This window comes from Ramlibacter algicola, assembly GCF_016641735.1.
Classification (GTDB): domain Bacteria; phylum Pseudomonadota; class Gammaproteobacteria; order Burkholderiales; family Burkholderiaceae_C; genus Ramlibacter; species Ramlibacter algicola.
On record NZ_JAEDAO010000001.1, the window covers coordinates 3382451 to 3399989 of the forward strand.

The 17539-nt window shown below is 71.5% G+C and carries 27 protein-coding genes; 13 read left to right on the forward strand and 14 right to left on the reverse strand.

The window, feature by feature from the left end; all coding sequences use genetic code 11:
- Nucleotides 1-78: 78 nt before the first annotated feature.
- From I8E28_RS16550 to I8E28_RS16560, 3 genes are all read left to right on the forward strand, one after another.
- The gene (locus I8E28_RS16550) at nt 79-969 is read left to right on the forward strand and encodes a c-type cytochrome (RefSeq protein ID WP_200789215.1); all 891 of its coding nucleotides are present in this window, start codon (nt 79-81) and stop codon (nt 967-969) included.
- A 47-nt stretch (nt 970-1016) separates the two neighbouring features.
- Entirely contained in the window at nt 1017-1400 is a 384-nt protein-coding gene (locus tag I8E28_RS16555; RefSeq protein ID WP_200789216.1) for a hypothetical protein, read from the forward strand.
- Between the two features lie 112 nt (nt 1401-1512).
- A complete protein-coding gene (locus I8E28_RS16560) occupies nt 1513-1836 on the forward strand; it encodes a hypothetical protein (protein WP_200789217.1) in 324 nt (107 codons plus the stop codon).
- Between the two features lie 38 nt (nt 1837-1874).
- Here I8E28_RS16560 and I8E28_RS16565 read toward each other — a convergent pair whose 3' ends face one another.
- The 3 genes from I8E28_RS16565 to gshA all read right to left on the reverse strand — a co-directional run bounded on the left by I8E28_RS16565 (nt 1875) and on the right by gshA (nt 5040).
- A complete protein-coding gene (locus tag I8E28_RS16565) occupies nt 1875-2780 on the reverse strand; it encodes an SDR family NAD(P)-dependent oxidoreductase (protein WP_200789218.1) in 906 nt (301 codons plus the stop codon).
- A gap of 105 nt (nt 2781-2885) precedes the next feature.
- Nucleotides 2886-3389, reverse strand: coding sequence for an RcnB family protein (locus tag I8E28_RS16570; RefSeq protein WP_200789219.1), 504 nt, complete (start codon nt 3387-3389; stop codon nt 2886-2888).
- Nucleotides 3390-3483: 94 nt separating this feature from the next.
- The gene (gene gshA, locus I8E28_RS16575) at nt 3484-5040 is read right to left on the reverse strand and encodes a glutamate--cysteine ligase (RefSeq protein WP_420850223.1); all 1557 of its coding nucleotides are present in this window, start codon (nt 5038-5040) and stop codon (nt 3484-3486) included.
- A 176-nt stretch (nt 5041-5216) separates the two neighbouring features.
- On the opposite strand from gshA, the gene I8E28_RS16580 reads away from it, so the two are divergent.
- Together I8E28_RS16580 and I8E28_RS16585 are read left to right on the forward strand one after the other, a co-directional pair.
- A complete protein-coding gene (locus I8E28_RS16580) occupies nt 5217-5546 on the forward strand; it encodes a hypothetical protein (protein WP_200789221.1) in 330 nt (109 codons plus the stop codon).
- A 62-nt stretch (nt 5547-5608) separates the two neighbouring features.
- Entirely contained in the window at nt 5609-6079 is a 471-nt protein-coding gene (locus I8E28_RS16585; RefSeq protein WP_200789222.1) for an SRPBCC family protein, read from the forward strand.
- A 30-nt stretch (nt 6080-6109) separates the two neighbouring features.
- Here I8E28_RS16585 and I8E28_RS16590 read toward each other — a convergent pair whose 3' ends face one another.
- Nucleotides 6110-6778: an alpha/beta hydrolase gene (locus I8E28_RS16590; protein WP_200789223.1), complete on the reverse strand. Its 669-nt coding sequence runs from the start codon at nt 6776-6778 to the stop codon at nt 6110-6112.
- Between the two features lie 107 nt (nt 6779-6885).
- Between I8E28_RS16590 and I8E28_RS16595 the strand changes: the two genes are divergently transcribed.
- Both I8E28_RS16595 and I8E28_RS16600 read left to right on the forward strand, forming a co-directional pair.
- A complete protein-coding gene (locus I8E28_RS16595; protein ID WP_200789224.1) occupies nt 6886-7254 on the forward strand; it encodes an HPF/RaiA family ribosome-associated protein in 369 nt (122 codons plus the stop codon).
- Nucleotides 7255-7310: 56 nt separating this feature from the next.
- The gene (locus I8E28_RS16600; protein WP_200789225.1) at nt 7311-8126 is read left to right on the forward strand and encodes a TIGR00266 family protein; all 816 of its coding nucleotides are present in this window, start codon (nt 7311-7313) and stop codon (nt 8124-8126) included.
- 3 nt (nt 8127-8129) lie between these two features.
- Here I8E28_RS16600 and I8E28_RS16605 read toward each other — a convergent pair whose 3' ends face one another.
- Nucleotides 8130-8300 (reverse strand): hypothetical protein, encoded by a 171-nt coding sequence (locus I8E28_RS16605; RefSeq protein WP_200789226.1) that lies wholly within the window; start codon nt 8298-8300, stop codon nt 8130-8132.
- 194 nt (nt 8301-8494) lie between these two features.
- On the opposite strand from I8E28_RS16605, the gene I8E28_RS16610 reads away from it, so the two are divergent.
- From I8E28_RS16610 to I8E28_RS16620, 3 genes are all read left to right on the forward strand, one after another.
- Nucleotides 8495-8839: a PA2779 family protein gene (locus tag I8E28_RS16610; RefSeq protein WP_200789227.1), complete on the forward strand. Its 345-nt coding sequence runs from the start codon at nt 8495-8497 to the stop codon at nt 8837-8839.
- Nucleotides 8840-8844: 5 nt separating this feature from the next.
- Nucleotides 8845-9843, forward strand: a complete 999-nt coding sequence (locus I8E28_RS16615; protein ID WP_200789228.1) for a PA2778 family cysteine peptidase — start codon at nt 8845-8847, stop codon at nt 9841-9843.
- Between the two features lie 341 nt (nt 9844-10184).
- Nucleotides 10185-10628: a DUF4864 domain-containing protein gene (locus I8E28_RS16620; RefSeq protein WP_200789229.1), complete on the forward strand. Its 444-nt coding sequence runs from the start codon at nt 10185-10187 to the stop codon at nt 10626-10628.
- A 24-nt stretch (nt 10629-10652) separates the two neighbouring features.
- On the opposite strand, the gene I8E28_RS16625 is transcribed toward I8E28_RS16620, so the two are convergent.
- Together I8E28_RS16625 and I8E28_RS16630 are read right to left on the reverse strand one after the other, a co-directional pair.
- Nucleotides 10653-11285 (reverse strand): L,D-transpeptidase, encoded by a 633-nt coding sequence (locus I8E28_RS16625; protein ID WP_239027260.1) that lies wholly within the window; start codon nt 11283-11285, stop codon nt 10653-10655.
- Nucleotides 11286-11428: 143 nt separating this feature from the next.
- A complete protein-coding gene (locus I8E28_RS16630) occupies nt 11429-12235 on the reverse strand; it encodes a hypothetical protein (protein WP_200789230.1) in 807 nt (268 codons plus the stop codon).
- Between the two features lie 122 nt (nt 12236-12357).
- On the opposite strand from I8E28_RS16630, the gene I8E28_RS16635 reads away from it, so the two are divergent.
- Nucleotides 12358-12864 carry a hypothetical protein gene (locus I8E28_RS16635; protein ID WP_200789231.1) on the forward strand — a complete coding sequence of 169 codons (507 nt, stop codon included), beginning with the start codon at nt 12358-12360 and terminating at the stop codon, nt 12862-12864.
- Nucleotides 12865-13079: 215 nt separating this feature from the next.
- Here I8E28_RS16635 and I8E28_RS16640 read toward each other — a convergent pair whose 3' ends face one another.
- The 3 genes from I8E28_RS16640 to I8E28_RS16650 all read right to left on the reverse strand — a co-directional run bounded on the left by I8E28_RS16640 (nt 13080) and on the right by I8E28_RS16650 (nt 14610).
- Complete coding sequence (locus tag I8E28_RS16640; RefSeq protein WP_200789232.1) at nt 13080-13262, reverse strand: hypothetical protein; 183 nt, start codon at nt 13260-13262, stop codon at nt 13080-13082.
- A 102-nt stretch (nt 13263-13364) separates the two neighbouring features.
- The gene (locus I8E28_RS16645) at nt 13365-13631 is read right to left on the reverse strand and encodes a hypothetical protein (protein WP_200789233.1); all 267 of its coding nucleotides are present in this window, start codon (nt 13629-13631) and stop codon (nt 13365-13367) included.
- Between the two features lie 64 nt (nt 13632-13695).
- Nucleotides 13696-14610, reverse strand: a complete 915-nt coding sequence (locus I8E28_RS16650) for a DUF808 domain-containing protein (RefSeq protein ID WP_200789234.1) — start codon at nt 14608-14610, stop codon at nt 13696-13698.
- 22 nt (nt 14611-14632) lie between these two features.
- Between I8E28_RS16650 and I8E28_RS16655 the strand changes: the two genes are divergently transcribed.
- Nucleotides 14633-14953: a 2Fe-2S iron-sulfur cluster-binding protein gene (locus I8E28_RS16655; protein ID WP_200789235.1), complete on the forward strand. Its 321-nt coding sequence runs from the start codon at nt 14633-14635 to the stop codon at nt 14951-14953.
- Here the strand turns inward: I8E28_RS16655 and I8E28_RS16660 are convergent.
- The gene (locus I8E28_RS16660; protein WP_200789236.1) at nt 14932-15114 is read right to left on the reverse strand and encodes a hypothetical protein; all 183 of its coding nucleotides are present in this window, start codon (nt 15112-15114) and stop codon (nt 14932-14934) included. The two genes, I8E28_RS16655 and I8E28_RS16660, sit on opposite strands and share 22 nt — an antisense overlap.
- 104 nt (nt 15115-15218) lie before the next feature.
- On the opposite strand from I8E28_RS16660, the gene I8E28_RS16665 reads away from it, so the two are divergent.
- Nucleotides 15219-15695, forward strand: coding sequence for a protein-tyrosine phosphatase family protein (locus I8E28_RS16665; protein ID WP_200789237.1), 477 nt, complete (start codon nt 15219-15221; stop codon nt 15693-15695).
- A gap of 13 nt (nt 15696-15708) precedes the next feature.
- Here I8E28_RS16665 and I8E28_RS16670 read toward each other — a convergent pair whose 3' ends face one another.
- Genes I8E28_RS16670 through folK form a run of 3 tightly spaced genes read right to left on the reverse strand, consistent with a single transcriptional unit; the run spans nt 15709 to nt 17538 of the window.
- Complete coding sequence (locus I8E28_RS16670; protein ID WP_200789238.1) at nt 15709-16746, reverse strand: hypothetical protein; 1038 nt, start codon at nt 16744-16746, stop codon at nt 15709-15711.
- 44 nt (nt 16747-16790) lie between these two features.
- Nucleotides 16791-17033 carry a F0F1 ATP synthase subunit C gene (gene atpE / locus I8E28_RS16675; RefSeq protein WP_200789239.1) on the reverse strand — a complete coding sequence of 81 codons (243 nt, stop codon included), beginning with the start codon at nt 17031-17033 and terminating at the stop codon, nt 16791-16793.
- Nucleotides 17034-17070: 37 nt separating this feature from the next.
- Complete coding sequence (folK, locus tag I8E28_RS16680; protein WP_200789240.1) at nt 17071-17538, reverse strand: 2-amino-4-hydroxy-6-hydroxymethyldihydropteridine diphosphokinase; 468 nt, start codon at nt 17536-17538, stop codon at nt 17071-17073.
- Nucleotide 17539: the final 1 nt, after the last annotated feature.

Sequence of the window (17539 nt, forward strand, 5' to 3'; positions counted from 1 at the left end):
ATTGCTTGTAAGATCCATTTTTGGAGTAGTCATCCAATTTTGGATGCTGCGTTCATTCTAAGCCGGAAAGGAAACGTCATGCGCAAGTGGGCGAAGCGCGCGGGAATCGCGCTCGGGGTGATGGTGCTGCTCGCGGCGGCCGCCGCCGTGGTCGGCGTGCAGTTGGCCGACCACCGCATGCAGCGCGTGGTCGACGTGCGCGTGCAGGCCGTCGCGTACCGCGCGGATGCACAGGCGGTCGAGCGCGGCCGCTACCTGTACCAGTCACGCGGCTGCGTGGACTGCCACGGCGCCAACGGCGCGGGCCGCGTGTTCGTCGACGACGGCGCGCTGCGCATCAAGGGGCCCAACATCAGTCCCGGGCCCGGCAACGTCGTCGCGGCCTACCAGCCGGTCGACTGGGTGCGCACCATCCGCCATGGCGTCAAGCCGGGCGGCCAGCCGCTGCTGATCATGCCCAGCGAGGACTACAACCGCTTCACCGACGACGACCTGGCGGCCCTGGTGGCGTACGTGCGCTCGATGCCGCCTGCGACCGGCACGGCCGCGGAACTGCGGCTGCCCCTGCCGGTGCGGCTGGCCTACGGCTTCGGCGTGCTGCGCGATGCCGCGGCCAAGATCGACCACCAGTTGCCGCCGCAGGCTCCGATCGCCGAAGGCGTGACGGCGCAGCACGGCGCCTACGTCGCCAACATGTGCCTCGGCTGCCATGGCGAGCAGCTCGCCGGCGGTCGCATCCCCGGTGCGCCGCCGGACTGGCCCGCGGCACCGGCGCTGCGCCCCGGACCCGACTCCGCACTGCCGCGCTATGCCACGGCGGAGGACCTGCAGGCGCTGTTCCGCGCGGGCAAGCGCAAGGATGGCAGCGAAGTGAAGGTGATGCCGTTCGGGTCGCTGCGCGAGATGAGCGACACCGACGTGCGCGCGCTGCACCTGTACCTGCAGAGCCTGCCCGCGCTGCCCGGCTGAAGGTCAACGCCGCTCGTGAGCGGGGCGTTCCTGCTATGGTGACTTCCATGCATTTGCGTCCCGTCCTCTTCCTGCTTGCGAGCGCGGCGCTGCCGGCCCTCGCGCAGGCCGACACGCCCTCCCCTGCCCCGGCTGTTGCTCCTGAAATGGTCAGCGGCCTGTGGTGCGGCAGCGGCCCGCTGCACGAGTTCTCGCTGCGCCTGCAGCAGCGCGACCAGGCCGTCGAAGGCGAGCTCGTGCGCCGCGACCGCGTGCGCACGATCCAGGGGACCGTCGAAGGCAACGTGGTCCGCACGCAGTCGACCAAGGTCGGCGCGCTGGTCCTCGAACGCCAGGGCGACGAACTGAAGATCACGGGTGGCGACGGTCCGCTGGTCCTCGCCAGGGGCCAGACCTTCCGCCGCACCAGCGCCGCCGCCTGCACCGGCTGACGCGGGCGGGCCGCTCGGCCCCGGTCGCGCCGTACGGCACCTGTGGGCCGGTTCCTACACGGGGCGCGGCCTCGCGGCCCAACACTGGCGGTGCCCCCACCAGGTCGCCGCCATGCACGAGACCACCTTCAGCACGCTGCTGTACCGCTACTTCTTCTTCGGCTGGCTGTTCCGCGACACCAGCCGCGGCACGCTGTTCGAGCGCGCGGCGGCGTGGCGCTACAACCGCGAGCAGGCGCGGTGGCTGCCCACCTACATGTGGCGCTGGATGTGGTGGGGCCTGGCGTTCTACGCGCTGGGCGGTGTCGTCGAGCTCCTGCTCGACTCGCCGCTGCTGTCGATGCTGTTCTACGTGCCCAGCGCGCTGGCCGTGCCCGTGAATGCGGTGATCGCCGCGGCCTGGGTCGGCTTCAAGGCCATGCCCGGGCCGCTGTGAACGGCCTGGGGGCCTGGGCGGCAGACCGCCCAGGCTCCCTAGCGCCCGGCTTTCGCCAGCCTGAACTCGTTCGCCCCCTGCGCCGAGCCGTTCGGCGGCACGCTTTCGCCGTCGCGGTCTCGCACGCGATCGAGCGCCGCCGCCAGTTGCTCGTCCGCATCCGGCCCCGTGCCGACGTACGTGCCCTGCGTCAGCGTGATGTGCGCGGCCTCGAAAGCGCCTGCGCCCGCGCACAGCACGGTGCGCGTGGGCGCCTGCTCGGAGGCCAGCACCAGCATGGCGGGCACGACGGACTTCGGCCCGAACGAGTCCAGCATGTCGGCCGGGAACAGGTGCTCGGTCATCCGGGTGGTCGCCGTGGGCGCCAGGCAGTTGACGCGGATGCCGTGCTTCTCGCCTTCCAGCGCCAGCGTCTGCATCAGCCCGACCAGCGCCATCTTGGCGGCGCCGTAGTTGCTCTGGCCGAAGTTGCCGTACAGGCCGCTGGACGATGTCGTCATCACGACGCGGCCGTACTTGGCCGCCACCATGTGCGGCCACGCGGCCTTGGTGACGTGCACGGCGCCCATCAGGTGCACGTCCAGCACCAGGCGGAAGTCGGCCAGGTCCATCTTGGCGAACGTCTTGTCGCGCAGGATGCCCGCATTGTTGACGACGATGTCGACGCGGCCCCAGGCGCCCACCGCCTGCTGCACCATGGCCTGCACGGCCACGGGATCGGTGACCGACGCGCCGTTGGCGATGGCCTCGCCGCCCCCACGGCGGATCTCGTCCACCACCGCCTGCGCCGCCGCGGACGACCCGCCGGAACCGTCGACGGCGCCGCCCAGGTCATTGACCAGCACGCGGGCTCCGCGCGCCGCCAGGGCGAGTGCATGTTCACGCCCGAGGCCGCCGCCCGCGCCCGTCACGATGGCCACGCGGCCCTTGAAATCCAATGCCATGCTCGAAGCTCTCCGGGAATGCCAAAGCGGACGACTTTAGCTCAGCATTCCGGCCCGGAAACGACGAAGGCCGGCAGTGCCGGCCTTCCTTCGCGGGGCGTGCGCTCAACGCAGCAGGTCGCCCATCGCATCCACCACCATCGACGTGCCCACCGCGATCAACAGGATGTCGGCGGCCACGCGCACGTACTTGTGGCCGGACGGCGGCGGGGGCAGTTGCAGCAGCACCGGCTGCGGCACCGGGTAGTACACGACGCCCGCGGGCAGCGGCTGGCCGATGGCGTATTTCTTGGCCTGGCCGGGGGGCATGCAGCCGTTGTTCTTCTTCGCCAGTCCGGGCGGGCACTTCTTGCCATTGCCGTGGTACTCGTGCTCGTAGTAGCCGGCGACGACCTTGCGGTCGCGGTCGTTGAAATAGCGGCCGACGCGCGCGTCGCGGCGGTCCTCGTTGCGGCCCTTGCCGTGGTCGTCGTCCTTGCCCTTGCCCTTGTGCTTGTTGCCCTGGCCGCCCTTGCCGGCCCACTCGGGCTTGTCGGCAAAGGCCGGGCCGCCGGCGAGCGACGCGGCGAGCAGGACGAGGACGGCGCGGCGGATGGTCTTCTGGTGCATGGCTCCCTCCATGGATGAGACAGTGTCCCAACGGTAGCGTCAACGGCCGCGTTGACCGCGGCCGTAGCTGAACTGTGACGAGCCGTGACGGCGCTCAGACCGCGGCGAGCGCCGGGGCCACGGCCGCCCGGCCGAGGCCGAGCCGTTCCGGCGCAATGTACTGCTGCCGGTAGGCCTCGAACGGCAGGGTGTCGCGGGCCTCGATGTCCTTCTGGTCCTGCACCGACTGCTGCGCGAGCGACTCGAAGCGGGCCTGCGACGCGGCGGCGAAGGGCAGCGCGAGCAGCTTGGCCTTGGACTGCAGCGACTGCGCGCGCACGAAGCCGACGAACGATCCGGCGTGCTCGCGCCGGATCGCGTCGAGCACGCGGGCGGACGGCAGCTGCGACGGGTCGCGCACCAGCGCCTGCGCCGAGCGGACCGCGTCCGCGTGGTCGCTGGTGCCGTGGACCGCGTCGAGCGAGTGCGCGATCGGCATGCACGCGGCGAGCAGTTCATCGGCCCAGTCGGCCAGCCCGATCTCGCCGTTGCCGCGCTCGAGCTGCAGGCCCGGTTCGCGGCCGAAAGCGGCGGTGCGGTGCTGGTTGCGGCCGATCGCGGCGATTTCCGCCGGCGTGTCCGGCGGGCTGTCGGCCAGCAGGCAATGCAGCAGGAACACGTCGAGGAACCGCAGCGTCGGGGCCTTGATGCCCACGGGCAGGAACGGGTCCAGGTCCATCAGGCGCACCTCGACGTACTCGACGCCGCGCTCGCGCAGCGCATGCAGCGGGCGCTCGCCCGGCAGGATGACGCGCTTGGGGCGGATCGGGCCGTAGAACTCGTTCTCGATCTGCAGCAGGCTGGTGGCCAGCTGGTTGTACTCGCCGCCGGGATTGGTGATGCCGATCGCCTCGTAAGCCGGATAGGGCCGCGTCAGCGCATCGTGCAGCGACGCCGCGTAGCCTTCCAGCCCGTTGTAGCTGACCGCCAGGCTGGCTTGCGCGTCGCTCTGGTAGCCCAGGCGGCCCATGCGCAGGGACGTCGCGTGCGGCATGTACATCGTGCCGGGCGCGAGCTGCTGCAGCCCGTGGTCGCGGCCCTCGACGAACGACGAGCACAGCGCCGGCGATGCGCCGAACAGGTACAGCAGCAGGAACGCGTGGCGGCGGAAGTTGCGGATCAGCGCGAAGTAGCCCTCGCTGTCCACGCCCGGCATCGACCAGTTGTAGTGGATGCCGGAGATGGTCTGCATCCGCCGGCCGTAGCGATGCGCCAGGCCCATTCGGTAGACGCTCTTCGCGCGGCCCACGTTGGACGATCCGTAGCGGCCGATCGGGATGTTCTCGTCGGCGGGCAGCACGCAGGGCATGCTGGACACCCAGAGCATTTCGTCGCCCAGCGCGCGCATCGTGAACTGGTGGACGCGCAGCAGTTCCTCGAGGCAGGTCTCCGGCGTCGCATGGACGCCGGTGATGAGCTCCAGCTGCGATTCGCTGTAGTCGGTGGTGATGTGCGGATGCGTGAGCGCGGAGCCGAGCGCGGCCGGATGCGGCGTCAGCGCCAGCGCACCGGACTCGGTCGCGCGCAGGCTCTCCTTCTCGATGCCGCGGCGGATGGCACGCAGGCGCTCGGCATCGAGGCGGGACAGGGCGGTGGGCAGGCGGCTCATCATCGGTTGTGCCCCGGCAGCACCGGGACGCGGCGAAGGTAACACCTTTGCGACGAACCCGCAGGGCGTGGTGCCGAGGGTTTCATGGTAGACGCGGCACTCCAGCGATGGGGGCTGCATTAGGTCGCGTGCTCTACGGGCCATCGGGACAATCCCGGAGCACTGCAAGGAGAACGACCATGACCCGCAACGACTTCAGCACGACCGCCACGCGCTGCGTGGAAGCTTTCGGTACCGCCGCGCATGGCGCGGTCGGCGCCTGCCGCACCGGTGGCGACCGAATCGCCGGCGCCGCCGCCGCGACCTGGGACCGCGCGTTCGCGCAGGCCCGCCCGCAACTGTCGGCCGAGACGCGCCGCAACGCGGCCCACGCGCGCAAGGTCGCCGCGCGCTACTGGCGCCAGGGCGTCACCGCATCGACCGATGCCGCGGACCGTGCCGTCGACGTGATCGTCGAGGTGGCCGCGCTCGCGATCACGCGCGCCGAGGCGATGCGCACCGCGCGCTGATCCATGTGCCACCCGCGGTGCGGGTGGCAGAATCGCCGCACACCAACGACGAGGAGACCCGCATGGCGATCACGGTGCCCGTGTCCATGGGCTACGAGATGGAGGTCAAGGCCAAGGCCGCCGACGTCTTCGACGTGCTCTCCGACGTGCCGGCGTCGGTCTCCTTCTTCCCCAAGGTCGACAAGCTCACCGACCTCGGCGACGGCGTCTACCAGTGGGAGATGGCCAAGGTGGGCACCGCGCAGGTGAACATCCAGACCGTGTACGCGAGCAAGTACACGAGCAACAAGGCCAAGGGCAGCGTCCAGTGGAAGCCCGTGCCAGGCATCGGCAACGCCCAGGTCGGCGGCAGCTGGAAGATCACCGACAAGAAGACGTCCACCCACCTGCAGCTGAAGATCGACGGCGAACTGTCCGTGCCGCTGCCCGCGCTGATGAAGATGGTGGTGCAGCCGGTGGTCGAGGGCGAGTTCGAGAAGCTGGTCGAGAAGTACCTGGCCAACCTCGCGAAGCGCTTCGGGGGCGAAGTCTAGAAAGCTGGAAGCTGTTTCCGGAGCCCCCGTTCAGGGCGCCAGCGCCTTCAGCATCCAGGCTTCCAGGTCCCGCACTTCTTCCATGCACACGGAGTGCGCCATCGGGTAGGTGTGCCACTCGACGGTGTGGCCGAGCGCGCGCAGCGCTTCGCACGACTGCTGGCCACGCTCGACGGGCACGACGTTGTCGTGCGTGCCGTGCGCCATGAACACCGGCGTCGCCGTGTTCGCCGCGCTGCGCTCCTGCGCGGTGGTGGCGGCCAGCGGCAGGTAGCCGGACAGCCCGACGATGCCGGCCAGCTTGTCCTGGTGACGCAGGCCGGCGAGCAGCGCCATCGCGCAGCCCTGCGAGAAGCCGCCGAGCACGATGCGGCCGGCGGCGATGCCGCGCTGGTTTTCGCGCGCGACCAGCGCCTCCACCAGCGCCATCGAGTTGCGCAGCCCCGCCTCGTCCTCGCGCCGCACGAGCTCGCTGCCCAGGATGTCGTACCAGGCCCGCATGCGGTAGCCGTTGTTGATGGTCACGGGCATCACCGGCGCGTGCGGGAACACATAGCGCACCGGCCCCACCGGGCCGAGCTGCAGTTCCTGCGAGAACGGCACGAAATCGCTGCCGTCGGCCCCCAGGCCGTGCAGCCAGATGACGGCCGCGGTGGGCTGCGGCGCGGTCTCGATCTCGATGGATTCCAGCAGGGTCATGAAGGTCCGAAAGCGGTTGGATGACTGGGCGCCATTGTCCTACACCCCCCTCGCGGGGCGCTGGCGACACTGAAGCGCAGGCCAACACTAGGAAGAAGGACGAGCCCATGCAGGTCCAGGTGAACACCAGCAACGGCATCGACAACAAGGACAGCCTCGAGCGCTGGGCCAGCGACTACCTCAACGAGCAGTTCGCGCGCTTCGCGCAGGACATCACGCGCGTCGAGGTGCAGCTGCGCGACACGAACAGCGCCAAGAGCGGCGACAGCGACATCCGCTGCATGCTCGAGGCCCGCGTCACCGGGCACGACCCGGTGACCGCGACGCACCACGCGGGCACGCAGGACGAAGCGTTCCGCGGCGCGACGCAGCGCCTGCTGCATGCCCTGGAGCACCTGTTCGGCAAGCTGGACCGCCACCAGCACCGCGCGCGCGACACCATCCGCCGCGACCCCAGCATCGTCGACACCGAGTGAGCTGAGTCCCCGCGGCGCTGCCGCTACCATCGCGGCCGGACTTCCAGGAGACGGCGATGGCGATGGACGTGATCGACTACGAGATCCGCGGCGCGGAGATGCAGTTCGTGGAGATCGAGCTCGACCCGGGCGAGGCGGCGATCGGCGAAGCCGGCAGCATGATGTTCATGGATGCCGGCATCGGCATGGACACGGTGTTCGGCGACGGCGGCAACCAGTCCGGCGGGCTGCTCGGCAAGCTGCTGGGCGCGGGCAAGCGGCTGGTCACCGGCGAGTCGCTGTTCACGACGGTCTACACCAACCAGGCGCAGCAGAAGCAGCGCGTCGCGTTCGCGGCGCCCTACCCCGGCAAGATCCTCGCGATGGACCTGCGCCAGCTGGGCGGCACGCTCATCTGCCAGAAGGACGCGTTCGTGTGCGCCGCGCGCGGCGTGTCGCTGGGTATCGCGCTGCAGCAGCGCCTGGGCGCCGGCTTCTTCGGCGGCGAAGGCTTCATCATGCAGCGGCTCGATGGCGACGGCCTCGCGTTCGTGCACGCGGGCGGCACGATCGTCGAGCGCCAGTTGCAGCCGGGGCAGTCGCTGCTCGTGGACACCGGCTGCGTCGTCGCTTACATGCCCAGCGTCGGCTTCGACATCCAGTACGTCGGCAAGATCAAGACGGCCCTGTTCGGCGGCGAGGGCCTCTTCTTCGCGCGCCTGCAGGGACCGGGCACGGTGTGGCTGCAAAGCCTTCCGTTCTCGCGCCTCGCTTCGCGCGTGTTCGCGGCCGCGCCGCAGCGCGGCGGCTCGCGCGAGGAAGGCTCGGTGCTGGGCGGGTTCGGCGCCGGCGGCCTGCTGGGCAGCGTGCTCGGCGGCGACAACGACGACTGACGCTCAGCGAAGCGTGGGACGCTCGCGGTCCGTCGGGCCGTGGTAGCCCATGAAGGCTGCGGCATCCGGCCTGGCCTCGGCGCCGCCCCACAGGTCGTCGTGCGTGCGCAGCACGCGCGGTGAGCAGGCGGTGAGCAGAACGCTCGCGGCAAGGACGATGAACACGGGTCGCATGGTGCAACCGTAGGTCGCGCGCGCGGGCGCCGCCGTAGGCCCGCGGCGTCGGCGCGCGTCGGTGGCGGTCGGCACGGCCGCTCGCAACCCATCCGCGACGCCCCCGGGCAAGCCCGCACCCCGCGCGGCCAGCGCGGGCGTAGAGTGATCGCGCGTCGGGGCCGCGCCGCGGCCCGCGCCTCCAAGGAGATGCCATGAACCTGAAGAAGACCACGTGCCGTGCGCTGATCGTGTCGATGTTCGCGTTCTCGTTCCAGGCCGCGGGTGCCGGCATGATCGGCGCGGAGCAGGCGCAGACCTCGCGCTCGGAGCGGACGTTCGTGCTGGACACCCTCTCGCGTGCGGACACGTCGTCGCAGTTGCAGGCGCTGGGCGTCGACCCGCAACAGGCCCGCGAGCGCATCGGCGCCATGAGCGACGCCGAAGTGGCGCAGCTCGCCGCCGACATGCGCACCGCGCCGGCCGGCGCCGACGGCGGGACCGTGCTGGCCGTCATCGTGATCGCCGCGGCGATCTGGTACTTCGCCTTCCGCCGCTGACCCGCATGCGGCGCGCCGACGGCGGGGACGGCCTCGCGCGCCACGGGCTGCGCGTGGCGCTGCTTGCGCTGGCGGCGCTGGCGGCCGGCTGCGCGCAAATGGTCCCGCAGACCGTGGGCCTGCGCACCGGCTGGCCGGCCGGCGTGCCCCAGAGCACGTCGATCGCCGCCGTGCCCTTCTTCCCCCAGGACGACTACCAGTGCGGGCCGGCCGCGCTCGCGACCGTGCTGGCGTTCAGCGGCGCCCGTGCGACGGCGCAGTCGCTCGTGCCGCAGGTGTGGCTGCCGGGCCGCCAGGGCACGCTGCAACTCGAACTGCTGGCCGCGACGCGCCGCCACGACCGCATCCCCTACGTGCTCGCGCCGCGCTATGCGGACGTGCTGCGCGAAGTCGCCGCCGGCAACCCCGTCCTCGTGCTGCAGGACGTGGGCACCGTCACGACGCTCTGGCACTACGCGGTGGTGACCGGCTTCGACTACCCGAGCGGCACGGTGTGGCTGAATTCCGGCACGCGCGAACGGCTCGACACCTCGTTCACCGCGTTCGAGCGCAGCTGGATCCCCGGCGGCAACTGGGCGATGGTCGCCGTCGCGCCGGACCGCATCCCCGCCACCGCCACCGAGGACGCGTGGATGAACGCCGTGCTCGCGATGGCGCGCGTGGCGTCGCCTCGCGCGTCGACCACCGCGTTCACGACCGCCTTGGTGCGATGGCCCGACAACCTGGCCGCAGCCGTCGGGCTGGCCAACCAGCTGCATGCGCAAGGCGACGTGGCGCAAGCCGCGACGGTCCTGCGCGAAGCCCGCCGGCGCCACCCGGACTCGACGATCGTGGCCAACAACCTCGCGCAGGTGCTGTCCGACCTCGGGCAGAACGCCGAGGCGCTCGCGTTGCTGGAACCGCTGGCCGCCGACTCGGCCAATCCGTTCGCGTCGGACCTGCGCGCCACGCGCGAGCTGATCCTCGGCCGGCTGAAGGACGCCGCGGCGCCGCGCACCCGCTGACGCGTCCGGCGCCGCGGCGCCTACACGCGCTCGCGACGCCCGCCTGCGGCCCGCCGCCAGGGTCCTCGCCATCCTTCGCAGCGTGCCCACCGGCACCGCGCCACGAGACAGGTCTCGGACTTTCGCGCATCCCCAGGGTCGCGAAACGAACGAACATTGTCCAGCGGTCACGGTGGGCCATTTCATGCCTGCGCCGCGCGTGCGACGGGCGCGCCAGCCCCTCCGCGAAGGACGTCAGCACGCGCGATGGGCGTCCGACGGTGTGCCGCGCGGTCCACCTACAGGCCGCGCCAGGGCCGCTGCCTACTCTGGAACCATCCCTCCTCGCCCGGGAGCCTTCCATGATCCGGTCCCCCGCCCGCCTGCTCGCCACGCTCACGATCGCGTGCGCGGCCCTCGGCGCCCAAGTGCAAGCGATCGCGCAACCGCTGTCCGAGATCGAGGCTGCGAAGGTGCGCGAGGTGATCGTGCAGCAGCTGTCCGCTCTGGCGGTGGACGATGCGGAGAAGGCGTTCGCGACCGCGACGCCCGAAGTGCGCCAGCAGATCGGCAGCTCCAACCGCTTCCTGTCGATGGTGCGCGGCGCCTACCCGATGGTCTACCGGCCGGCCGCCGTGAACTTCCACAAGCCGGAGTTCGAGGACGGCAGTGTGCTGCAGCTGGTCGAGATCAAGGACGAGAAGGACAAGGCCTGGCTCGCGCTGTTCGCCCTGGAACAGCAGTCCGACCAGACGTGGCGCATCAGCGGCTGCGTGGTCGCCGAGAACCACTGGATCGAAACCTGAGCGCCGCGGTGCGCGGCGTTCGCATCAGAGCTGCGTGATCAGCTCGCGGGCCTCGGAGGTCTCGGGCAGCACGTACACGACGCCGGCACGGCGGCCGAGCAGCGGCTGGACCACGTCGCGGTAGAACTGCACCGGCACCACCACGCAGCCCAGCGACAGCCGTCGCTGCTCGGGCTTCGAATCCGCCAGCCGCGCCGCGCGCACGGCGTGCGCCCGGCCTGGCCGCAAGCGGTGCAGCGCGAGCGCTGCGTCGTAGTCGAGCCAGACGACGTGCTCGCCGTGGATGTTGATGCCGGGCTGCGTCTCGAACCGCCCGGCCGGCGTCGTGCGGTCCCCGGGCCGGAAGGCACCGGTCTGCGCACGGTCGCCGACGCCCGGTGCGCTGTCGTCGCCCCGCTCGGCGCCGAGGATCACGGCCGTGCTCGCGCGCATCCGGCCGTCCGCGTCGAACGCGTACAGCCGGGCTTCCTTCTTGTCGACGACGATGTACGGCCGGCCCGCGGCGTCACCGCTGTGCCGCACCCACTGCACCATCTCGCGCGCGTCTGCCGACGGCTTCTGCGCCTCGAACGCTGCGTCTCGCGGCGCCGCCAGCGCGGCGCCGGACGCAATCATCCATGCCGCGCCCACGAGCGCGGCCCTGCGTGTCCATTGCATGGAGTCCCCTCTTGCGGGCGCGCGGGGCGCGCCGCGAGCCGCGGGCGTCCCGTCCGGCTCAGTTGAGGGGAAATGCTATCGGCTGGGCCAGCCGAAGCGCTGCACGAGGGTGCGAATGGTTGGGTTGCCGAGCGCGACCGTGCCTATTTCACGGCCTTGCGCGGGGCCAGCGTCGCTATTTGGGCCGACTGGCCAACCTCGTAGGAGCCGAACTGCTCCTGGGGCGTCCGGGTCTCCGGCAGCACATAGACGATCGCGCCGTGGCGCGCCACGGTGGGCTTGAGGGTGCGTTCGTAGAACGTCACCGGCAGGTTGATGCAGCCGAACGAGATCCGGTTGTCCTTCGACGTGCGCGAGGCCAGCCGTTGCAGCCGGCGCTCGGCCTTGACCAGCGGGCGCACGCGGTGCATCGACACGGCCAGGTCGTACGACACCCACACGATGTCCTCGCCGCCGGCATTGACGCCCGGTTCGGCCACGAAACGGCCCGCCGGCGTGGTCTTCTCTTCCGGCTTCACGTCCTTGAGCGGCTTCTCGCCGATGCCCGGGACGGGGTCGTCGCCCACCGCGGCGCCGATCAGCGCGGGCGCCGAGTTCAGCAGCTTGCCTTCGGGGTCGAACACGAAGACGCGCGCGTCCTTCTTGTCGACGATCACGAACGCATGGCCCTTCGCGTCGCCCGAATCGACGACCCAATTGGCGACGTGCTTCGCGTCGGCCGATGCGCGGCGGCCACCGAAGTCCGCCAGGTGCGTCGCGGGCCCGGGCGCCGTCCCCTTCAGCGCGACGGGTTGCGACGCCGCGCGCCGCGCGCTCGCCGGCAGGAGCAGCGACTTGCTGGCGACGGTGGCGGTCGGCACCACGGGCTGCGCGACCTGCTGGCCCGTCTTCCAGCCGCAGCCGGCGAGCAAGGCGGCGGCCAGGGGTGCGGCGATCCAGCGGGCGGGCACGGGGATGGAGGACGGGGAAGCACTGCAGCGGGGCATGGACGTGCGAGGCGATGTGGAGGCAAAGAAAAGGGGCAGGCCCTTGCGGACCCGCCCCTCCTGGCTTGGAGCGAACCGCTGCTTAGTTGCGGTCGGCGCGGGCGCCGCGGCTGCTGCTCGAGCTGTTCGTCGTGTCGGACGAGCTGCCCATGCTGGAGCTGCTGCCCGAGGTGGAGGGCGAAGCGCTGGTGTCGCTGCTGGTCGTCGAGCTGGTGGAGCCGGAGCTCGAGCCCGAGGCGCCCATGCCCGACGAGCTGGTGCTCGGCGTGCTGGTGGACGAGGAGGAGCTGGCGCCGGGCGTGGTGCTCGGCGTCGTGCTGGAGGACGAGCTGCTCGGCGTGCTCGAGCCCGATGCGCCCATCGAGCCGCTCGAGGAGCTGCTCGGCGTGCTGCTGGAGGACGACGGGGTGCTCGAGGACGAGGACGAGGGGGTGCTCGACGAAGAGCCGGCGCCCATGCTGCTCGAGCCGGCCTTGTCGCCACCCGCGTTCGGGGCCGTGGAGCTGGTGCTGCTGTCTTTGCCCGTGCCGCTGCTGGAGGTGCCCGCGCCGGAGGCGGAGCCGGAGCCGGAGCCCGACTGGGCGGCGGCGTAGCCGCCGAAAGCCATGGCGGCCGCGGCCGCGAGAATCGTGAGAGTCGTCTTCATCGTGAACTCCTAATGGAACTGCCCGCGAGGGTTGTTGGTGACAAGGCCGGCATTTCCGGCCGGCTGCACCGAGATTAGGAGGGGCCCCTGCAGGGCCAAAGTGAGTCTAGAGCGGCACGGCTTGTAGGACGGCTGCTGGCAAGCGCGAGGGGTGCGAAACGCTCAGCTACGTGCGGGCTCCTGGGGCTGTGCACCGCCCGCCACTGCATTCCAGCCTTCGAGTTGCAGCGCCGGGCACGCTGCTTCGAATCCGAGCGCCGCGTCCTCGTCGTCGAACAGGGAGACGTCGACACGCACCGATTTGCTCTCGGGGGTGGTCCATCGGGTGGGCAGCAGGCTGGGCATCGGCGGCTCCTTCACGGCGGTCCTTCCGCCTTGGAAACGATCATGCGCGGCTGAGGCACTTCGCGCATCGGCCGAACGGCGCGAGGGACCGTAGGAGCGTGCCTACGCCTGAGCTTGGCGGCCGTCCGCCGGGGCCGGCTGCTCGGTCTTGCGCACGCCGCGGATGTTCAGCACGGCCAGCGCCACCTGCAGCGCGATCAGCGCCCACGCGCCGTCGTGCCAACCCCACGCGACCCACAACACGTTGCTCGCGAGGAAGACCCAGAACCCCACGTTGCGCCGCGCCTTCTGGTTGGATGCGACCAGCCAGGCCGCGAGCAGGCTGGCGGCCATCGCGGGCCACTGCACCAGGTCGATCCATTCGCTCATGCCCGCAGGCTACGGGCGCCGCGCCGCGCGCGGGGCCAGCACGGTGCGCCGCGGGGTGTAGGACTCAGGCGGCCGCGCGGCGCGCGCTGCCGCGCCGCACGGCTTCGACGACACCGAGCACGACCAGGCCGGCGGCCAGCCCCGCGCACGCGTGCAGGAGGAGCGTCACGATCCCTTCGGCCGCGTGCGGCAGCGACGACGCGGCCCCCTCGATGGCGTGCTCGAGGGCCGGCACGCCGTGCGCCAGGATGCTGCCGCCCACGAGGAACATCGCGATCGTCCCGCCGATCGACAGCGCCCGCATCATCCACGGCGCCGCGCGCAGGATGCCGCCGCCCACCGCGCGCGCGGATGCCGACGGCCGGCGATGCAGCCAGGCGCCGAGATCGTCGAGCTTCACGATGCCCGCGACGAGGCCGTAGACGCCCACGGTCATGAGCAGTGCGATGCCGGCCAGCACGGCCAGTTGCGTCAGCAGCGGTTGGCCCGCGACGGTGCCCAGCGAGATGACGATGATCTCGGCCGACAGGATGAAGTCGGTGCGGATCGCGCCGCGCACCTTGCCCTTCTCGAGCGCGAGCACGTCGGTCGCCGGGTCGGCGAGCTTCTGCTCCAGCTCCTTGCGGTGCTCCTCCTCGCCTCCCGGATGCAGCAGCTTGTGCGCGACCTTCTCCGCCCCTTCGAAGCAGAGGTAGGCGCCGCCCAGCATCAGCAGCGGCAGCACGGCCCAGGGCGCGATCGCGCTGATGCCGAGCGCCGCCGGCACCAGGATCGCCTTGTTGACGATCGAACCCTTCGCGACCGCCCACACGACGGGCAGCTCGCGGTCGGCGCGCACGCCGCCCACCTGCTGCGCATTCAGCGCGAGATCGTCGCCGAGCACGCCGGCGGTCTTCTTGGCCGCGACCTTGGTCAGCAGGGAGACGTCGTCCAGCAGCGTGGCGATGTCGTCGAGGAGTGCGAAGAAGCTGGAAGCCATGGCCTTCCTATGATGCCGGACGATGGACGACGACCACGCATCCGGAGGCCCGCACCACTGGCAGGTGCGCGAGGGCGGCACCGTGTTCGAGGCCCGCGAGGGCGAGCCCGTGCTGCTGGCCGCCGAGCGGGCCGGCCTGCCCTGGCCGAGCTCGTGCCGCAACGGCACCTGCCGCACCTGCCTGCGGCGGCTGGTCACGGGCCAGGTCGCGTACCCGATGGACTGGCCGGGCGTGCTGGCGGAGGAGCGCCGCGCAGGCTGGTTCCTTCCGTGCGTCGCCCGCGCGCGCACCGACCTGGTGGTCGCGGACGGCGCCGCGCCTCACGAATTGCCGGTCACGTAGGGACCGCGGGGCTTCTTCTCTTCCTCGCGCACCGGGTGCTCGGCGGCACGGGGGTCGGGACGGTGGATCGTCTCGTTGCTGCCGTCGGGCCGCTGGTCCGGATCGTCCGGCGGCGTCTCGCGCGGCGGCATCACGTCCGGGGCGGAAGCAGGCTTGGTCATGGGCTCTCCTGGTCTGCCGTCCACTCTAGGAAACCGCGGCGCGGGCGGTGTGTAGGACGGCATCGCCGCGGCGGCGTCCCGGTCGCGCGGGGACAATGGCGCGCATGCCCCTGCGTTCCGTCCCGTTGCCTCCCGCCGTCCCGGGCCGCCTGTGGCTCGCGTCCATGCCCGGGCGGTTCGAGCCGTGGTCGACGTTCCTGGCCGAAGCCTCGCGGCTGCGCATCGACGAGGTCGTCTGCCTCACGCCGCGCGACGAGATCGCGACGCTGTCCCCGCGCTACCACGCCGCGGTGGCCACGGGCGAACTGCCCTTCCGCTGGCGCCAGGTCCCGGTGCCCAACTTCGGCGTGCCGCCCGACCGCGAGGCATTTCGCCAGGAGGTGCGGCAGGTGGCGTCGTCGCTGGCCGCCGGCGAGAGCGTCCTGCTGCACTGCGCGGCCGGCATGGGCCGCACCGGCAGCGCGGCAGTGTGCGTGCTGAAGGCGCTGGGCCTGGGCACCGACGACGCGCTGCAGCGCGTGCGCGACGCCGGCTCCAACCCACAGGGCGCGCAGCAGTCCGGCCTGGTGGAGTGGTTCTAGGCGCGCTGCGCGCTCACGGGCCGAGCAGCGCCCGCAGCATCCGTTCCTTCGCTTCGCAGCGCGGCAGGCCCCAGCAGGCGTCGAACGTTTCCGTGTCGTCACCGACGCCGCGCAACTGCACGCGCCACGGCTTGCGCAACAGCACGACGTGCACGTAGTTCGCGAACGACTCGGCGAAGTCGTCCCACGGGTTCGTCGCCGCATACAGGGTCGGGAACGAGGTACGAGCCAACGCGCGGTAGGTGGGCGCCGCCTCGGCGATGTCGAGCTTCGCGCCGACGTAGTACACGACGTCGGCGCGCTGCGCGAAGCCCTGGCCGTCGCGCGGATGGGGATGGCCCTTCCGGTCGGCCGCCCACGACACCTGCAGGAACGGCCACGGCGCCAGGGACGTCGGGAGCGTGCCCGCTTCCCACCCGGGATGGACGCCCTTCAGGATGCCGGCCGCGTGGCCGAGTTCGTGCAGCAGGATGTAGCGGATCGCCGCCTCGCGTTCGTTCGATGCTTCGGGCTCCATCTGGACGCTCAGGCGATGCAGGCCGTCGCGGCGGAATGGCGTGTTCTCCTTCCAGCTCGCCCAGCCGTTGCCATCGAGTCCCGCGAGCAGGCCGGCATCCAGGACGATGGACGCGGCCACGGCACGCCCTTGTGCATCCCGCACGATGGACGTGAATCCGGTGCTGCCCAGGCGGTCCACGAGCAGCACGCCCGCGAGCCCCGGCGCCACGAGGTCCCACACGCGCGCGGGGATGCCGTCCGCAGCGCGACGCAGGTCGGCAAGGAACGCGGCGTCCGGCGTGGCGGACCGCGGCCGCTCAGGGAATCCGTTCAGGCGGTTGTCCAGCGCCAGGTAGTCGACCACCTCAGCGGGCGCCGGCCGGATGCGGTCGCTGAGGGGCCTCTGCAGCATGGGGCGCCAGTAGTCGAGGTCGCGGACCACGTGCTGGCGCGAGCCGTCCCGCAGGCAACTCGTGTCGGTGTCGGCGCAGTCCCGGCCGAACGCGGGAAGCGCGAAGGCCAGGGCCAGCCAGGGTGCGAACGTCGACCGCATGCGCGGCGGATGCTCGCCGAGGCGGGCACCGCCGTGCAGCGGTGTTATCCCTTGAACGGGTTGGCGAACACGAACATCATCGCCACGCCCACGCCGATCAGGAAGTTGGCGTCGATCAGCCCGGCGAGCAGGAACATCTTCACCTGCAGCGGTTCCATCATCTCGGGCTGCCGCACCGCGCCTTCGATGAAGCGGCCGCCCATCGTGCCGATGCCCAGGCAGGCGCCGATGGCGCCCAGCCCGATGATCAGGCCGCACGCGACGGCGATGAGTCCGGTGTCTGTCATGGGGTCCTCCTTGTGGTGAGGCCCCATGCTCGCCCCGCTAGGGAAGGCCTGCAATGACCTGGGAGGTAACGGCGGCGAGCGATGCCGCCGGCACGAGATGCGGCGCGATCTCCGCCAGCGGGTGCAGCACGAACGCCCGTTCGTGCATGCGGGGATGCGGGACGACGAGGCGCGGGCTCGCGATGCGCGCATCGCCGTACAGCAGCAGGTCGAGGTCCAGCGTGCGCGGCGCGTTCGGGTACGGGCGCTCGCGGCCCGCGCGTTGCTCGAGGTGCTGCAGCTGCGCCAGGAGATCCGGCGCCGTCAGCGATGTTTCGAGCGCGGCCACCGCGTTGACGTAGTCGGGCCCGGTGGCACCGACGGGCGCCGTCCGGTACAGCGAGGACCGCGCAGTGACTCGGGACTGCGGCAGCGCATCGAGGCCCTCGATCGCGGCGCGAACCGCGGCGCTGGGATCGCCGAGGTTGGCGCCCAGGCCCACGTAAGCCGTGACCGGGGCGCGCATG